This window comes from Sodalis sp. RH24, assembly GCF_047324145.1.
GTDB lineage: Bacteria > Pseudomonadota > Gammaproteobacteria > Enterobacterales > Enterobacteriaceae > Acerihabitans.
Genome location: NZ_CP178729.1, coordinates 95,167 through 109,823 on the forward strand (window position 1 = coordinate 95,167; position 14,657 = coordinate 109,823).

Below are 14,657 nucleotides of genomic sequence, written 5' to 3' on the forward strand. Positions count from 1 at the left end.
GGCGCCGCGATAGGGATATTTTGCCGCCTGCCCAAGAAGTGTGACTGCGTTCAAAACACCATGTTGAACCATCTAGTATGGTAGTGCGCATTGTTTATCATCAGCAGGTGTGAAATGGCATTTATCGACCGGGATTTTTTGTTAAAGAGCGATTGCGCGCGCGAGCTTTATCATCAGGTCGCCGCGCTTGCGCCTATTATCGACTACCACTGCCATCTTGATCCCCGGGTTATCGCCGAGGATCGTCCTTTTGCCAACCTGACCGAACTCTGGCTGGCCGGGGATCATTATAAATGGCGCGCCATGCGCGCCAACGGCATACCCGAGGAATTCATTACCGGCAACGCCTGTGCGATGGAAAAATTCCAGGCCTGGGCGCAGACCGTCGAGGCTTGTGTCGGCAATCCGCTCTACCACTGGACCCATCTGGAGCTTAAATTCTATTTCGGTATCACCGAGCCCCTGAACGGTCAAAACTGGCGGGGCGTTTGGGATCGGGTCAATCCGCTATTGCAACAGCCATCGTTTTCACCGCGCGGATTGATACGTCAATCCAATGTCGAGGTCATTTGTACCACCGATGCCCCGACCGATTCCCTGGAATACCATCAGGCGTTGCGCGATGACGCGGATTTTGCCACCCGGGTGCTGCCGACGTTCAGGCCCGACGAGGCGCTGGAGGCCGACGGCGACGTCTTCCGGCGCTTTATCGCCCGTCTTGAGCAACTCAACGGCGCCGCCATTCACCGTTTTGACGACTACCTGGCGGCGCTGGATGCCCGCGTCGGCTATTTCCACCAGCATGGCGGCAGGCTTTCCGATCACGGCCTGACGCGTATTGCCTATTTACCGTCCACGCCAATGGAACAGGAAGCGCTGTTCCAGCGGAAAAGGGCGGGCGACGCGCTCGCGGGCGACGACCAGGTCCGTTACCAATCCGCGGTGCTGCTGGCGCTGGCCGGCTTTTACGCCAAACGCGGCTGGACCATGCAGATCCATTTTGGCGCGCTGCGTAACGCCAATACCCGCATGTTTCAGCAGCTCGGCGCGAATGTCGGTTACGATTCCATTTGCGATCAGTCCGACATCGCGCCGCATCTTAACCGGCTGTTCGACGCCATGGCGCAACGGGACGCCCTGCCGAAAATCATCGTTTATAACCTGGATCCGTCGCTCAATGACGTGGTGGCCTCCACGCTGGCCAATTTCCAAACCGGGGGCGGGGTTAAATCGAACATGCAGTTCGGCGCCGGCTGGTGGTTTAACGATACCCGGCGCGGCATGATCCGCCAGCTGACCACGCTGGCCGACCACGGACTGTTAATGAATTTTGTCGGTATGCTTACCGACTCGCGCAGCTTTATTTCCTACACCCGGCATGATTATTTTCGCCGCATTTTATGTGATCTGATTGGCGAGTGGGTCACGGCGGGACATATTCCCGCCGACCAGGCCTTGCTGGAAAAACTTATCGGTAATATTTGTTATCAGAATGCCAAGGTTTATTTTGATTTTTAGCGATCGCTGTTATTGCATGAGTCAGATTTAATATTTGAGACATAATATTATTTTTGACTTTATCGTCATTTTTTAAATGCAGCGAATAATTATCTATTGTCTCGCCGCATAAAATTTAAAATAGAGGCTTAACGTTATGTCGAGGAAAGTCACAATACCTATCGGTATCGGCTATGGCCTTACCGATATCATGGGCGGGGGGGCGTTTACCGTTATCGGCGCCTGGCTGTTGTTCTACTATACGACCTTTGTCGGCCTGTCGCCGATACAGGCGGCGTCGATTGTGGGTATCGCGCGTATTGTCGATGCTATCGTCAGCCTGTTTATGGGAAGTTTTACCGACCATTTTTACAAAAACTATTTTGGTAAAAAATTTGGCCGCCGGCGCTTCTTTTTATTAATCGGTTCGCCGCTCATGCTGGTCTATGCCTTATTGTGGCTTAACGGCATGAATTATTGGTTTTATCTGTCGGTGTATTTATTATTTGAAATCATTGCCGCGATGGTGCTGATCCCCTGGGAAACCCTGCCGTCGGAAATGACCAAGGACTTTAACCAGCGCACCAAATTATCGACCTGCCGCATGTTCCTCTCGGCGATGGGCACGTTCCTGGCAACCTTCATTCCGGGATTGCTGATTGGCCATTTCGGGGAAAACAACCCTACGGCCTATTTGGTTAACGGCCTGTTTTTTGCCGTGCTGTTCGCGGTATGCATCATGGTCTCGTATAGCGTGACCTGGGAGCGGGCGCTGACGCCGGCCATGCTGGCGGATCTGGATCGCGCTAAATCCACCGATAAACACAGCGTTGGCGATCAATTAAAGCGCTTTGGCCGGCTATGGATAGAGTATGGCTCGACGCTGAAAATACGCGCTTTTCGTAAACATATCGCCATTTACCTGCTGTCTTTTACCGCCAAGGATATCTTTAATACCGTCTTTGTCTTTTTCTGCGTGTATTGCCTGAGCGTCTCCGCGTCATTTGCCGCGGGCCTGCTTTCCCTGAGTATTATCGGCCTGCCGGTGACATTATTGGCGGGCATGGCGATTATTAAATACGGTCCCTCCCGCCTGTATATTTGCGGCTATACCATTATGCTGGTTTGCCTGGGGGCGCTGCTTGCGGTGTACCTGAATAATCCGCCGGCCAAGGTCCTGATGCTTTACGCTATCGCCATCACCTACCAGATAGGACGCTGCCTGTTGGAATTTACCCCCTGGAACGTCTTTCCGTTTATTCCCGATATCGACGAGATGGTGACCAAAAAACGCCGCGAAGGGCTGTTTGCCGCGGTGATGACCTTTTCCCGCAAGACAAGTGTTGCCATCGCCACCTTTTTTGTCGGCGTGATTTTGCAGGAAGGGGGGTTTATTACCGGCAGCGCCGTGCAGTCCCCGCAGGCGGTAACGACCATCGCCATGCTGCTGTTTATCGGCACCGGCGGCCTGCTGGTGCTGGCGCTGTGCGTCGCGCTGACGTTCAGACTGAATAAACGCACCCATACCATTCTGGTGCAGGACATCGAGCGGCTGAAGAACAACGGCGATAAACGCCAGGTCGACCCGCGCACCCGGGCCGTCGTCGAAGACCTGACCGGCTATAGTTATGATAGGGTCTGGCCTGATACCGTGCCGGAAGTGGCGCCGGCGGCCGCGCCGGAGACGGCGTAAAGGGCTAATGCGCCGCGGCGGCCGGACGGCTTCCCGGCGCCGCGCGCCGCTGTTTCTCACTCCGCCATCCCCGCGGCCGGTAGCACCGGCCGCGTTCCGTACGCCCATGACGCGCTATTCAGTCATCCTCAAACCATTCGCCGTTGCGCTCGCTAATAGGCGTAATGGAGAAAATCATTTCCTGCAAATGGAGACGCATCGCCTGTTCGGCGGCGTCGGCGTCTTGGGCTTTAATGGCGCGGAGAATATGATGATGCTGTTCGATAAGCCGGTCCGGCGGCGATACTTCGCTTAAGGTCAGAAAACGCACCCGGTCCATCGCCGCCTTGATATTTTCCACCGTTTCCCAGGCCAGGGCGCAATCAATGCTGCCGGCGATAAGCCGGTGAAAATCATCATCAAGCCGCAGGAACTCAAAGCTATCGTGTTTTTGCGCCGAGCGCGATTGCAGCTCCAGATTATATTCCAGCCGCTCCAGATACTCCGGGCGGGCCTGCCTGGCGGCGCGGCGTACCACGGCGCTTTCCAGCGATTCACGGATAAAACGCCCGTCCTCCACCAGCCTGGCGGAGATTTTACGCACAAAGGTGCCGCGCTGGGGCAATACCTGGACCAGCCCGGTTTCCGCCAGTTTAATGAAAGCTTCGCGCACGGGTTGGCGCGAGACATTAAACCGCGCGGAGATTTCTTTTTCGGAAAGCAGCGAACCCGGCGGGATTATGCAGGTGACAATCTCCTGGCGCAGGAAACGGTAAATCTGCTGATTTACCGGCTGACCGGCATGGAGGATATGGGTGAGCGACATAGGATATTGACCGTTTTATCAAATAGCTTAGCTGAATATATTACAATTGCCGGTAAGTCTAAAGGGATGATGCACCCGCTATTGCCGTTATGTCGGCTGGCGCCGGCTTATAGTAATACGATAAGCTATATTCGGTAATAACGGCGACCAAACAGTACGGGGGGATCGTGGGATGCAAAAACGGCTCGACCTGGGTATCGGCGGTCAATCTCTATCACCAGGCTACCCCGGGGCCTGCCGCGCCTTGCGGCGTGCGCCGTCTATCGCGCCCGGGCGGTATCCCGGCCTGGCGGGCTGACGATGGCGCCGTTATCCCGCCGCCGGCTCTTGCGCCTCGGCGCCGGATGGGCGGCCTGGAGCACCCTGGGCGCCAGGGTTTCATTCGGCGCGCCGCCGGTATCCCCGCGGCCGCCTGCGCCAGGAGCATCGCCTATGCCGACCCGTCCTATCCCTTCCTCGCGCGAAGCGCTGCCGGTTATCGGCCTTGGCACCTATCGCGGCTTTGATGTCGCGCCCGGCGACAGTCAGTATGCGCGGCTTCCCGCGGTGCTGGATGCGTTGTTTGCCGCCGGCGGCACGGTTATCGACAGTTCGCCCATGTACGGCCGGGCGGAGCGCACCACCGGCGAACTGCTGGGGGCGCGGCGGCTGCGGCCCCGGGCCTTTCTCGCCACCAAGGTATGGACCTCCGGACGCGAGGCCGGCATCCGGCAAATGGAGGCGTCGTTCCGTTTACTGCAAACCGATCGCATCGATCTGATGCAAATCCATAATCTGCTGGACTGGCAAACGCACCTGCCCACCCTGCGCGCGATGAAAGCGGCGGGACGCATTCGCTATATCGGCGTCACGCACTATACCCCTGCGGCGTACGATGCGCTGGAGAGCCTCATCAACGCCACGCCGCTGGATTTCCTGCAGATTAACTATGCCCTGGACGATCGCGCGGCCGAACAACGGCTGCTCCCCCTGGCGCGTGACAAAGGGGTGGCCGTTATCTGCAACACGCCGTTTGGCGGCGGCGGGCTGCTCAGGCGCCTGGGGGCGACGCCGCTGCCCGGCTGGGCCGCAGACGCCGGCGCCGCGTCCTGGGCGCAGCTGGCGCTGAAGTTCGTGCTCGCCAATTCCGCCGTCACCTGCGCCATACCGGGCACGGGCAATCCCAGGTACATGGCGGAAAACGCGGCGGCGGCGACCGGACCGGCGCTGACGCCGCGGCAGCGGCGCGAACTGATCGCCCTGGTCTGATGGCGGCGGGCAAACCGGCGTGACGTCCACCCGCAGCAGTCCAGCCGCGCGCCGCAGCCCCCTTGCCGCGAAAATCGCGGCGAACGCCCGCGCGGCTGATCCTCACTCAGCCAGGCTGTGGCCGGCAATCGGCGCCGGCCGCCTTCAGCACGCTGGCGATATTATGCCGGTGCACCGCCTCATAGGGCTCGAACCAGGCCACCGCGCCGGTCGCCAGCGAGGCGGCGGCAAACTCCACCAGCGGCAAAGCGGCTAATTCCGGGTGTGCCGGCAGCCGGAGCAGCTGTTCCACATACCGCTGCGTGGCGGCGATCAGGTCGCGCGGGTAGCCGCCGGCGGCAATCATCTCTAAGCGGCCGTGGTTCGGCAGGATCCGCTGGAAATCCCACTGCCCGAGGCGGGCCAGCTCGCGCAGGTGTATCGCGAGCCGTCCGGGTTCGGCGACATAGGTCAGGGTATCCTCCAGCGTGTCGCCGGCCAACAACAGCCCCAGCGAAGGGATGCGCACCACCAGGCCGTCCGCGCTGTGGATATCGTACTGGCGCAGCTCCAGGGAGAGGGCGCCGACGGTCAGGTCCAGGCGATCGGTAAAGGTGGTGGTGGGCAGGACCAGCGGCGTAATGGGCGGGGCGCCGTTTTCCAGCTCTTCGCGGTGTTCTATCAGCAATTGCCGGGTCAGGTCGCAGGCGATGATTTCGCAATCGGCGAACGCCGCGTTGCCCGCGACATGATCGGTATGCCAATGGCTCATGATCACCCTGATGGCGGTGACGCCCTCTTCTTCCAGGATGGCGCGGATCGCCGCGGCGTGATCGAGCGTCATGTGGGTATCGTACACCACCGCCTCGTGGCCCGCGATGATGGCGTAGGTGGCGGTGCCGAGAGAGAAGGCGCCGTCATCGAGCCAGTTAGCTTGCGCGCCGTAAAGTCTCTTATGGGGGATGCGCCCGTCGTAAAAGGCCATGATCCCGGGCCAGGGGCGGCAGACGCGCAGGGTGGCGGCCTGGGAAACGCTATGCTGATGATCTGACATGCAACACCTGCCTTGATTGAGAATGCCGCGCCGGCGGCCGGTCAAAAACCCTACGCGCGGCATGCGGCGCGAGAGTGCCCGCTTTGACTATACCCTATGGGCCTTTTTTTAGGCATAGACTTGCATAATGATAGTCACTGGCGGTATGCTACTTTCAACTTGATAGTTACCAGCCGGAGCGCCCGCCCATGACCAAGACCGATTTCAGCGCCATGCCCTGTCCCATCGCCCGCAGCCTGGGACGGGTAGGGGAATGGTGGAGCATGCTGATCCTGCGCGACGCCTTCTACGGCCTGACGCGGTTTTATGAATTCGAGGCCAGTCTGAAGATCGCCCCCAATATGCTGACGCGCCGGTTAACCGAACTGGTGGAAAACGGCCTGCTGGAGCGCAGGCAGTACAGCGATAAGCCTCCCCGCCACGAATATCACTTGACCGAGGCCGGACGCGATTTCCAGCCGGTATTATGGGCGTTGCTGGCCTGGGGCAACGCCCATTTCGCCCCCGAAGGCATCGCGACACAGCTGGTCAACCGGGAAACTAACGTGCCGGCGCAGCCGATACTGGTGGATGCCGTAACCGGTGAAAAAATGACCGACGCGGCCTATCGGGTAGGCCCGGGACCGATGGCCAGCGAGCAAATGCGCTACCGCATGGCATTTTTGCAGCTAAAAGAAACGACCGGGGATGACAACCTGCGTTTTAACCCGCCCGCTAAAAAATGTGCTTAACAGGATAGCCCGATGAACACGCCTCTCAGCGCAAGCGACGCGCCGCCGCGCGGCATGAAAAAAAGCCGCGTCCTGATGCTTATGGCCTTGACGGCCGGCGCGGCGATACTTACCGGTTACGGCTATTTTTGGTGGACTCAAAGCCGCTTTATGCAGACCACCGACGATGCGTATATCGGCGGCGACATCACCACCATCAGCGCCAAAGTGGCGGGATATGTCGCAAGCGTCGAGGTCACCGATAACCAGGCGGTGCATGCCGGCGATGTGCTGGTGCGCCTTGACGATCGGGATTACCGGGCCGAACTGGCGAAAACGGAAAGCGAAATCGCCGCGCAGCAGGCCGCGCTGGTCAATCTGGCCTCGACGCGCAGTTTAAAGGAAGCGCTGATCGAGCAGGCCAAGGCCGCCATCGCCGGTTACGACGCGCAAACGGAACGCACCCGCCATGACCTGGATCGCTACCAAAAACTGCAGATGTCCGCCGCCGTCTCCGTGCAAAGCCTGCAAAAAGCCGAGGCCGACTACCGGCAGGCGGTGGCCGATGGCCAGCAGGCCCGCGCGGCGCTCCTGGCGGCACAGCGTCAGTTGGCGGTCACCGATAGCGAAAAAGGCCAGATCAAGGCCGCGCTGGATCAGGCCGTTGCCGGGCGCGATCTCGCGCGGCTTAATGTGGAGTACAGCCAGATCCGCGCGCCGATTAACGGCGTGGTGGGCAACCGGCGGGCCAGGTTGGGCGCCTGGGCCGGCGCCGGCAGCCAGCTGTTGGTCATTATCCCGGCCACGGGCTTGTGGGTGGACGCCAATTTTAAAGAAGATCAGCTGGCGGATATGCGGCCGGGACAGCGCGCCACGGTGCGGGCCGATATCCAGCCCGGGCGGGTGTTCCACGGTACGGTCAGCAGCCTGGCGCCGGCGACCGGCGCGCAGTTCAGCGTGCTGCCGACGGAAAACGCCACCGGCAATTTCACCAAAATCGTCCAGCGCGTCCCGGTGCGCATCAATCTTGATCGCGACGACGGCACGCTGGGCCTGCTGCGCCCGGGGCTGTCGGTAACCGCCGCCATCGACAGCCGCGAAGCGGAACGCCCGTGAGCGCCGCCGCCGCGCCGGCCGCGCATTCATCGGTGGCGGCCCTGCCGGCCGGCATGACGCTGCCCACCCGTATCTTCGCCTTTGCCACCATGTGCGTCGGCATGTTCATCGCCTTGCTGGATATACAAATTGTCTCGGCGTCGTTAAAGGATATCGGCGGCGGCCTGTCGGCGGGCACCGATGAAACCGTCTGGGTCCAGACCGCCTATCTGATCGCCGAGATCATCGTCATACCGCTTTCGGGCTGGCTGGCGCATGTGATGTCGACCCGCTGGCTGTTCTGCGTTTCCGCCATTGGCTTTACCTTATCGAGCCTGCTGTGCGGCTGGGCGTGGAATATCCAGAGCATGATCCTGTTCCGGGCGATGCAGGGTTTTCTCGGCGGTTCGATGATCCCGCTGGTGTTTACCACCGCCTTTATCTTTTTTGCCGGGCCGCAGCGGGTGTTCGCCGCCGCCACCGTCGGCGGCATCGCGTCGCTGGCGCCGACGCTTGGGCCGACGGTGGGCGGCTGGATTACCGAAAACTATTCCTGGCACTGGCTCTTTTTTATCAATTTAGTGCCGGGGATTTTTGTTGCCGTCGCCGTGCCGCTTATGGTCAGGATTGACCGCGCCAACCTGGCGCTGCTGCGCGGCGCCGATTACCTTGGCATTGTGCTGCTGGCGCTCTGCCTGGGCTGCCTTGAGTACACTTTGGAGGAGGGGCCGCGCTGGGATTGGTTTGGTGATGGCGTTATCCTGGCCACCGCCTGGATTTCCGCCGTGGCGGGCGTATTGTTTCTCTGGCGCTCGCTAACCTTTGCCCGGCCGATTGTCGATCTGCGCGCGTTAAAAGAGCGCAACTTCGCCCTTGGCTGTTTTTTCTCCTTTATCACCGGCGTCGGCATCTTCGCCACTATCTACCTGACGCCGCTGTTCCTCGGCCAGGTCCGGGGATTCAGCGCGCTGCAGATCGGTATGGCGGTATTTTCCACCGGCATCTTCCAGGTCTTGTCCATTCCGGTTTATTCCTTTTTTGCCAACCGTATCGATCTGCGCTGGCTGCTGATGTTCGGCCTTGCCTGCTTTGCTTTCTCCATGTGGAATTTTATGCCGATTACCCATGACTGGGGGGCGCGGGAACTGCTGATACCCCAGGCGTTCCGCGGCATGGCGCAGCAGTTTTCCGTCGCCCCGGTCGTCACGCTGACCCTGGGCAGCCTGGCGCCGGAACGACTGAAAATGGCCTCGGGGCTCTTCAACCTGATGCGCAACCTGGGCGGCGCCATCGGCATTGCCTGGTGCGCGACGTTGCTCAACGATCGCACCAACCTGCATTATTCCCGCCTGGCGGAATCCCTGACGGCGTCCAACGAGGCGATGAACGCCATGCTGGATACGCTGGCCGGGCAATTTACCCGGCTCGGCTACGATCCGTCCTCCGCCGCCGCCGCCGCGTTGCGCCAGCTGTGGTCGCTGGCTTACCGCGAGGCGCGCACGTTAACCTTCAGCGATACGTTTATGGCGATCATGTGGTGCTTTATCATCGCCACCGCCATGGTGCCGCTGATGAAGAAAATAACCAAGCCGGCGGCGGCGCCCCCGGCGCATTGACCGCGGCAAAGGCTGGGGGCGCGGCCACGTTATTGCGCGCTCACGTCCGTGCGCTGGATTTTGGTATAAAGATAGACGGCCAGCCCGCCCAGGATGGCTACCGCGCCGATAACGCTGAATCCCGCCAGATAGGAGCCGGTGTTGCTGTACAGCACGCCAACGACAAAACCGGCGGTGGTGCCGCCGCCGCCCGCGCCGATGCCGTTAATCACCCCGGCCGCCGGGCCTACCGCTTCGGGCTGGACGCTTGAGGTGATAATCGACCAGATATTGGTGGTGTAGCTACTGGTGAAATAAGCGATGGCCAGGGTAATCAACGCCATTTTCGCCACCGGATTATCAATAACGGGCAACATGACCAGCAGTATGCCGGCGACGGCCAGTCCCGAGGCGGCGATCAGCCCGCGTTTCTGGGTACGATCGCTGATATAGGCCATCGGAATGGCGAACACAATCGCCAGCATATAGGGCAGGGAACTGGCAAACCCCTGCCACAGGCCGGTAAAGCCCAGCGAATGAACCAGCATCGGAATAAACAGCGTAATGCCCCAAAACAGCATGCCGTTGGCGAAATAACTGAATATCAATAACAGGAAGGGATAACCGCCGAGCGCCTGGAAAGTCAGTTTCCCGGCGGGACGCGCCTCTTCGGCCGCCGCCCCGCTGCCGCCATCCGGTGCGTTTTTCAGGAAAAGCAAAAATAACGGCACCACGATCGCCAGGCCCAGCCCGCCGGTGATATAAAAAATCCATTCCCAGCCCAGGGCGTCGTAAATGGGCGTCAGGATCAGGAACCCCAGCGCCAGCGCCAGGAACTGGCCGTAAAACTGGATAAGATTGGTGCCGCGCGTGATTTCATCTTTGGTAAACCAGGCGCGGGCGAAACGGAATTGCTGCGGCCAGTAAATGCCTTCCGCGATGCCGAGAATAATGCGGTAGATAATCAACAGCGTGGGCGAGGTGACCCAGGCGGTCATCACCTGGGCCAGCGACCAGATCAGCACCATGCTGACGATGGTGGTTTTGGGGTTCAGTTTGTAGGTAAGGAAGCCGCCGAAAAAATTCGCCACCGCATAGCCGATAAGAAAGCCGGTCAAGGCCAGGCTTTTGGTCGCCGCGCCGGAAAAACCCAGATCGCGTTCCATGCCGGGCAGCGCAATGGAGAGGTTTGAACGATCGAGATAAGCGACAAATAGCCCAATCATCAATGTGCCGCCAATCCGGTACCATTTTGCATGACTCATATCCTGTCCCATTCTGTGTTTATTTTAATGATTCCATCGTAGGGTGACGTGGCCTGGCGAACGTGCCGGCCGTGTTATTGCGCGTAGCGCCGGATAAGGCTCCGGTCGATTTCAATGCCCAGCCCCGGTTTATCCGGCACCGGCATCGACGGCCCGATGACTAAGTCGGAAAGCTGTTCGCGAAAGACGTTGGGCGCCCGATCCAGCTCCAGCAGCGGCCGCGCCTTTACCATCGAGGGCACCGCCACCGGAATGGCGGAGATTAAATGCAGCGTGGCGGCCAAGGAGATGGCGGAACCCCATAGATGGGGATAACAATCGACGCCGAAGGCGGTGGCCATCACGGCGATATGCCACGCTTCGCCCAAGCCGCCGCAGGCGGCGACATCCGGCTGGGCGATGTCCACGCAGCGTTGTTCCAGGAACGGCCGGAAGCCAAAGCGGGTAAATTCCGATTCGCCGCCGGCGATGCGCATATGCAACGCGCTTCTCACCTCGCGATAGCCGGTGAAATCATCCGGCAGCACCGGCTCCTCGAACCAGGAGATGTCCTGTTCTTCAATCATCCTGCCCAACTGGATGGCCTCGCGCGCGGTATAGGCTCGATTGGCATCCACCGCCAGGCCGGCATCGGGGCCGATCAACTGCCGCACCCGCGCCACCCGTTGCGCATCCTGGCGAAGCCCCAGGCCGCCCACTTTCATTTTAAAGGCCCGGAATCCCTGGTTCAGCGCCTCTTCAGCGTCTTTTTCCAGCGTATAGCGCGCGTCGCCGGAATAATAAAAAGACGACGCATAGGCGGTGACCGGCACCGCGGCGGCGCCGCCCAGCAATGCCGCGATAGGCTGCCCCATGATTTTGCCGGCGATATCCCATAGGGCGATATCGATACCGGACAGCGCGGAAACCGCGATGCCTTTGCGGCCGAATTCTCGGGTGCGGTTGTAGAGGGTTTCCCATAACGGCGCGCGCTGCAGCGGATCCTGCCCGATCAGCAGCGGGGCGAATAATTCATTGATCAGCGCGGCATTGGCCCTGGCCGGGCCAAAACACTCGCCCCAGCCGATCACGCCCTCGTCGGTGATGATTTCCAACAGGCAGCTGGCCCGGCTATCCCATAACCACTGGGACATGCCGAACTGTGTATCCAGTTTTTGTACCACCACGTAAGTCTTGATATCTTGAATGTGCATCGCTGCCTCCGGTCCAGCAGGGTAACCGATTACCCTGGCGGTAAAAATTAAGTCAGGGTTGAGTCTCTCGGGATCAGTTTCACCGGTAATTCAATGGCGTCCGGTCCATTTTGCGGTTCTTTTTTAATCAAATGGGCGATCAGTCTTTTCGCCGCGGCGGCGCCGACCTCGTAGGTCGGTTGCGCGACCACCGTCAGGCTGGGATAACTGACCGAGGCCCATTCGGTATCGTCAAAACCGATAAACAGGAAATCGGCGGGAATGGCGTATCCCAGGACCTTGGCGGCCTTGAGCACCGCCAGCGCCAGCATGCCGTTGGTGGCGATAATGCCCAGCCGTTGCCGCGGGTCGCGCCGCGCCATGATATGTTGCAGGGCGTCGGCGACCGGCTCGACCTGGACACGGCCGATAATCTGGATAGCGCTGATGATGCCGTCGGCCCCGGCGCGGGCGGCGTGCGCGCGGAAAGCCTCAACGCGTTCCATGCGCGGGCTGATCCCGGTGGTGGGCGGGCTGAGCAATGCCAGGGAACGGCAGCCCTGCGCCCGCAAATGGTCCACCGCCAGGGCCATGCCCTGCGCGTTATTCACGGTAATGGCCTGCACCGCCCCCTGGCTGATTTTACGTCCGACCAGCACCACGGGGGTCCGCTCGGCCAGGCTGGCGATAAGACCATCATTGCCGCCGGTGGTATTTATCACAAAACCATCGACCCGTTTCGCCAGCATCATCTCGATAAATTCTTTCTCCTTTACCGGCAGTTCCCTGGAATTGCAGACGAATATGGTATAGCCGAACGCCGCGCAGGCTTCCTCGATCCCTTGCAGGATGGCGATGGAATAGGGATTGAGGATATCGGACACGATCACCGCGATGGTGTTGCTTTTGGTGCTGCGCAGCGTGCGCGCCACATCGTTCGGTTTATAGCCCATAGCGTCAATCACGCTTTCAATGCGCAATCGGGTGTCCGCGCTCATCGCATGAAACTTGCCGTTCATATAACGTGATACCGTGGCGGTGGAGACGCCCGCCGCCTGGGCGACATCACGGATAGCTATGGGTTTTTGCATGTTTATTCGCATTAGGTAATCGATTACCTAATGTTAGATTCTCACTGCGAAACCATAATGTGATCCAGGGCGCAAAAATGATTTTCAGCCGGTAGAAACGACCCGGGGGAGTGGGGAAACCGGGCGGCGGGGATGTCTTCCCGCCGCGCCGGCAAGGTCTTTACCGGGACGGAGGGAGATTAGAAGATGGCCTGATATAACGCCTTGATATCCTCCAGGCTGGTTTGCCGGGGGTTGCCGCCGGTACAGACGTCGTCAAGCGCCGCCTGCGCCAGCGCCGGGATGTCCTGTTCCCTCAGGCCGACTTCGCGCAGCCGCGCGGGAATGCCCACCTCGCGGCAAAGCGCCTTCACCGCGTCGATGGCCGCCGTCCTCGCCTGCTCAAGCGGCATGGCGGCCGCGTTTTCAACGCCCATCGCCACGGCGATCGCCCGGAATTTTTCACCGGTTTGCGCCGCGTTGTATACCATAATATGCGGCAGAAGAATGGCATTGGCGACGCCGTGCGGAGTGTTGTAATACGCCCCCAGCGGATGCGCCATGCCGTGCACCAGCCCCAGGCCGACGTTGGAAAATCCCATGCCGGCGATATATTGCCCCAACGCCATGTCGTCCACGCCCCTGGCATCGCCCTGAACCGACGCGCGCAGCGAGCGGGCGATGATTTCAATGGCCTTCAGGTGAAACATATCGGTGAGTTCCCAGGCCGCCCGGGTGGTGTAGCCCTCAATGGCGTGCGTCAAGGCGTCTACGCCCGTGGCGGCTTTCAGGGACGCGGGCATGCTGGACATCATGTCCGGGTCGATAATCGCCACCAGCGGAATATCGTGGGGATCGACACAGACGAATTTACGCCGTTTGTCCTCATCGGTAATCACGTAGTTAATCGTCACTTCGGCCGCGGTGCCGGCCGTGGTGGGTATGGCGATCACCGGTACGCTGGCCGCGGTGGTGGCGGCCACGCCTTCCAGGCTAAGCACATCGGCGAAGCCGGGATTAGTGATGATAATGCCGATGGCCTTGCTGGTATCCTGCGGCGAACCGCCGCCGATGGCGATAAGAAAATCCGCCTGGGCCTCTTTAAAGGCGCTTACGCCGCGTTTGACGACGGAGACCGTGGGGTTTGGCATCACTTCATCAAAAACGTCGAAGGCAAAACCCGCCTGATCAAGTAACGCGAATACCCGGGTGGCCACCTTAACGCGGATTAACTCCTGGTCGGTAACAATCAGCGCCTTTTTATAACCGTGGGCCTTTGCTTCATCGATAATATGCGAAATAGCGCCCCGGCCAAAATAGGCGGTTTGATTTAAGATCATACGATTAGTCATAATGATAACCTTCGGTTGATTTCAGAATTGTTAGTAAGAAGTAACACGTCTTGTTTTATGCGCATGGCGTAATAACAGGCGAAATATCGCCTGTGGATTGATCTTTGCCGGTATCGTAACGC

12 protein-coding genes are annotated in these 14,657 nt (G+C 59.8%); 6 read left to right on the forward strand and 6 right to left on the reverse strand.

Annotated elements, in window-relative coordinates:
• The first annotated feature begins 114 nt into the window (after positions 1 to 114).
• Together uxaC and ACL2XG_RS00420 are read left to right on the forward strand one after the other, a co-directional pair.
• Positions 115 to 1,518, forward strand: coding sequence for a glucuronate isomerase (uxaC, locus tag ACL2XG_RS00415; protein WP_413723194.1), 1,404 nt, complete (start codon positions 115 to 117; stop codon positions 1,516 to 1,518).
• A gap of 136 nt (positions 1,519 to 1,654) precedes the next feature.
• Positions 1,655 to 3,190: an MFS transporter gene (locus ACL2XG_RS00420; protein ID WP_413723193.1), complete on the forward strand. Its 1,536-nt coding sequence runs from the start codon at positions 1,655 to 1,657 to the stop codon at positions 3,188 to 3,190.
• A gap of 118 nt (positions 3,191 to 3,308) precedes the next feature.
• Here the strand turns inward: ACL2XG_RS00420 and ACL2XG_RS00425 are convergent, their stop codons facing one another.
• Positions 3,309 to 3,995 carry a GntR family transcriptional regulator gene (locus tag ACL2XG_RS00425; RefSeq protein ID WP_413723192.1) on the reverse strand — a complete coding sequence of 229 codons (687 nt, stop codon included), beginning with the start codon at positions 3,993 to 3,995 and terminating at the stop codon, positions 3,309 to 3,311.
• 432 nt (positions 3,996 to 4,427) lie between these two features.
• Here ACL2XG_RS00425 and ACL2XG_RS00430 point away from each other — a divergent pair, with 432 nt between their 5' ends.
• On the forward strand, positions 4,428 to 5,243 hold the full coding sequence (locus tag ACL2XG_RS00430; RefSeq protein ID WP_413723191.1) for an aldo/keto reductase: 816 nt from the start codon (positions 4,428 to 4,430) through the stop codon (positions 5,241 to 5,243).
• Positions 5,244 to 5,349: 106 nt separating this feature from the next.
• Here ACL2XG_RS00430 and ACL2XG_RS00435 read toward each other — a convergent pair whose 3' ends face one another.
• Positions 5,350 to 6,276, reverse strand: coding sequence for an MBL fold metallo-hydrolase (locus ACL2XG_RS00435; protein WP_413723190.1), 927 nt, complete (start codon positions 6,274 to 6,276; stop codon positions 5,350 to 5,352).
• A 188-nt stretch (positions 6,277 to 6,464) separates the two neighbouring features.
• Here ACL2XG_RS00435 and ACL2XG_RS00440 point away from each other — a divergent pair, with 188 nt between their 5' ends.
• From ACL2XG_RS00440 to ACL2XG_RS00450, 3 genes are read left to right on the forward strand one after another with little or no spacing between them, the layout of a single operon-like run.
• Entirely contained in the window at positions 6,465 to 7,007 is a 543-nt protein-coding gene (locus ACL2XG_RS00440) for a winged helix-turn-helix transcriptional regulator (RefSeq protein ID WP_413723189.1), read from the forward strand.
• A 12-nt stretch (positions 7,008 to 7,019) separates the two neighbouring features.
• The gene (locus ACL2XG_RS00445; RefSeq protein ID WP_410014469.1) at positions 7,020 to 8,102 is read left to right on the forward strand and encodes an HlyD family secretion protein; all 1,083 of its coding nucleotides are present in this window, start codon (positions 7,020 to 7,022) and stop codon (positions 8,100 to 8,102) included.
• A 53-nt stretch (positions 8,103 to 8,155) separates the two neighbouring features.
• Positions 8,156 to 9,697: a DHA2 family efflux MFS transporter permease subunit gene (locus ACL2XG_RS00450; RefSeq protein ID WP_410016782.1), complete on the forward strand. Its 1,542-nt coding sequence runs from the start codon at positions 8,156 to 8,158 to the stop codon at positions 9,695 to 9,697.
• Between the two features lie 29 nt (positions 9,698 to 9,726).
• Here the strand turns inward: ACL2XG_RS00450 and ACL2XG_RS00455 are convergent, their stop codons facing one another.
• The 4 genes from ACL2XG_RS00455 to fucO form a co-directional block, all read right to left on the reverse strand.
• Positions 9,727 to 10,941, reverse strand: coding sequence for an MFS transporter (locus ACL2XG_RS00455; RefSeq protein WP_413723188.1), 1,215 nt, complete (start codon positions 10,939 to 10,941; stop codon positions 9,727 to 9,729).
• A 74-nt stretch (positions 10,942 to 11,015) separates the two neighbouring features.
• Positions 11,016 to 12,134: a mandelate racemase/muconate lactonizing enzyme family protein gene (locus tag ACL2XG_RS00460; RefSeq protein WP_413723187.1), complete on the reverse strand. Its 1,119-nt coding sequence runs from the start codon at positions 12,132 to 12,134 to the stop codon at positions 11,016 to 11,018.
• Between the two features lie 47 nt (positions 12,135 to 12,181).
• Positions 12,182 to 13,204, reverse strand: coding sequence for a LacI family DNA-binding transcriptional regulator (locus ACL2XG_RS00465; RefSeq protein WP_413723186.1), 1,023 nt, complete (start codon positions 13,202 to 13,204; stop codon positions 12,182 to 12,184).
• A gap of 179 nt (positions 13,205 to 13,383) precedes the next feature.
• On the reverse strand, positions 13,384 to 14,535 hold the full coding sequence (gene fucO / locus ACL2XG_RS00470; protein WP_413723185.1) for a lactaldehyde reductase: 1,152 nt from the start codon (positions 14,533 to 14,535) through the stop codon (positions 13,384 to 13,386).
• Between the last annotated feature and the right edge of the window lie 122 nt (positions 14,536 to 14,657).

Excerpts from the sequence above, each read along its gene's own strand:
- uxaC (WP_413723194.1), top strand. The coding sequence starts at position 115 with ATGGCATTTATCGACCGGGATTTTTTGTTAAAGAGCGATTGCGCGCGC.
- ACL2XG_RS00420 (WP_413723193.1), top strand. The coding sequence starts at position 1,655 with ATGTCGAGGAAAGTCACAATACCTATCGGTATCGGCTATGGCCTTACC.
- ACL2XG_RS00425 (WP_413723192.1), bottom strand. The coding sequence starts at position 3,995 with ATGTCGCTCACCCATATCCTCCATGCCGGTCAGCCGGTAAATCAGCAG.
- ACL2XG_RS00430 (WP_413723191.1), top strand. The coding sequence starts at position 4,428 with ATGCCGACCCGTCCTATCCCTTCCTCGCGCGAAGCGCTGCCGGTTATC.
- ACL2XG_RS00435 (WP_413723190.1), bottom strand. The coding sequence starts at position 6,276 with ATGTCAGATCATCAGCATAGCGTTTCCCAGGCCGCCACCCTGCGCGTC.
- ACL2XG_RS00440 (WP_413723189.1), top strand. The coding sequence starts at position 6,465 with ATGACCAAGACCGATTTCAGCGCCATGCCCTGTCCCATCGCCCGCAGC.
- ACL2XG_RS00445 (WP_410014469.1), top strand. The coding sequence starts at position 7,020 with ATGAACACGCCTCTCAGCGCAAGCGACGCGCCGCCGCGCGGCATGAAA.
- ACL2XG_RS00450 (WP_410016782.1), top strand. The coding sequence starts at position 8,156 with ATGACGCTGCCCACCCGTATCTTCGCCTTTGCCACCATGTGCGTCGGC.
- ACL2XG_RS00455 (WP_413723188.1), bottom strand. The coding sequence starts at position 10,941 with ATGAGTCATGCAAAATGGTACCGGATTGGCGGCACATTGATGATTGGG.
- ACL2XG_RS00460 (WP_413723187.1), bottom strand. The coding sequence starts at position 12,134 with ATGCACATTCAAGATATCAAGACTTACGTGGTGGTACAAAAACTGGAT.
- ACL2XG_RS00465 (WP_413723186.1), bottom strand. The coding sequence starts at position 13,204 with ATGCAAAAACCCATAGCTATCCGTGATGTCGCCCAGGCGGCGGGCGTC.
- fucO (WP_413723185.1), bottom strand. The coding sequence starts at position 14,535 with ATGACTAATCGTATGATCTTAAATCAAACCGCCTATTTTGGCCGGGGC.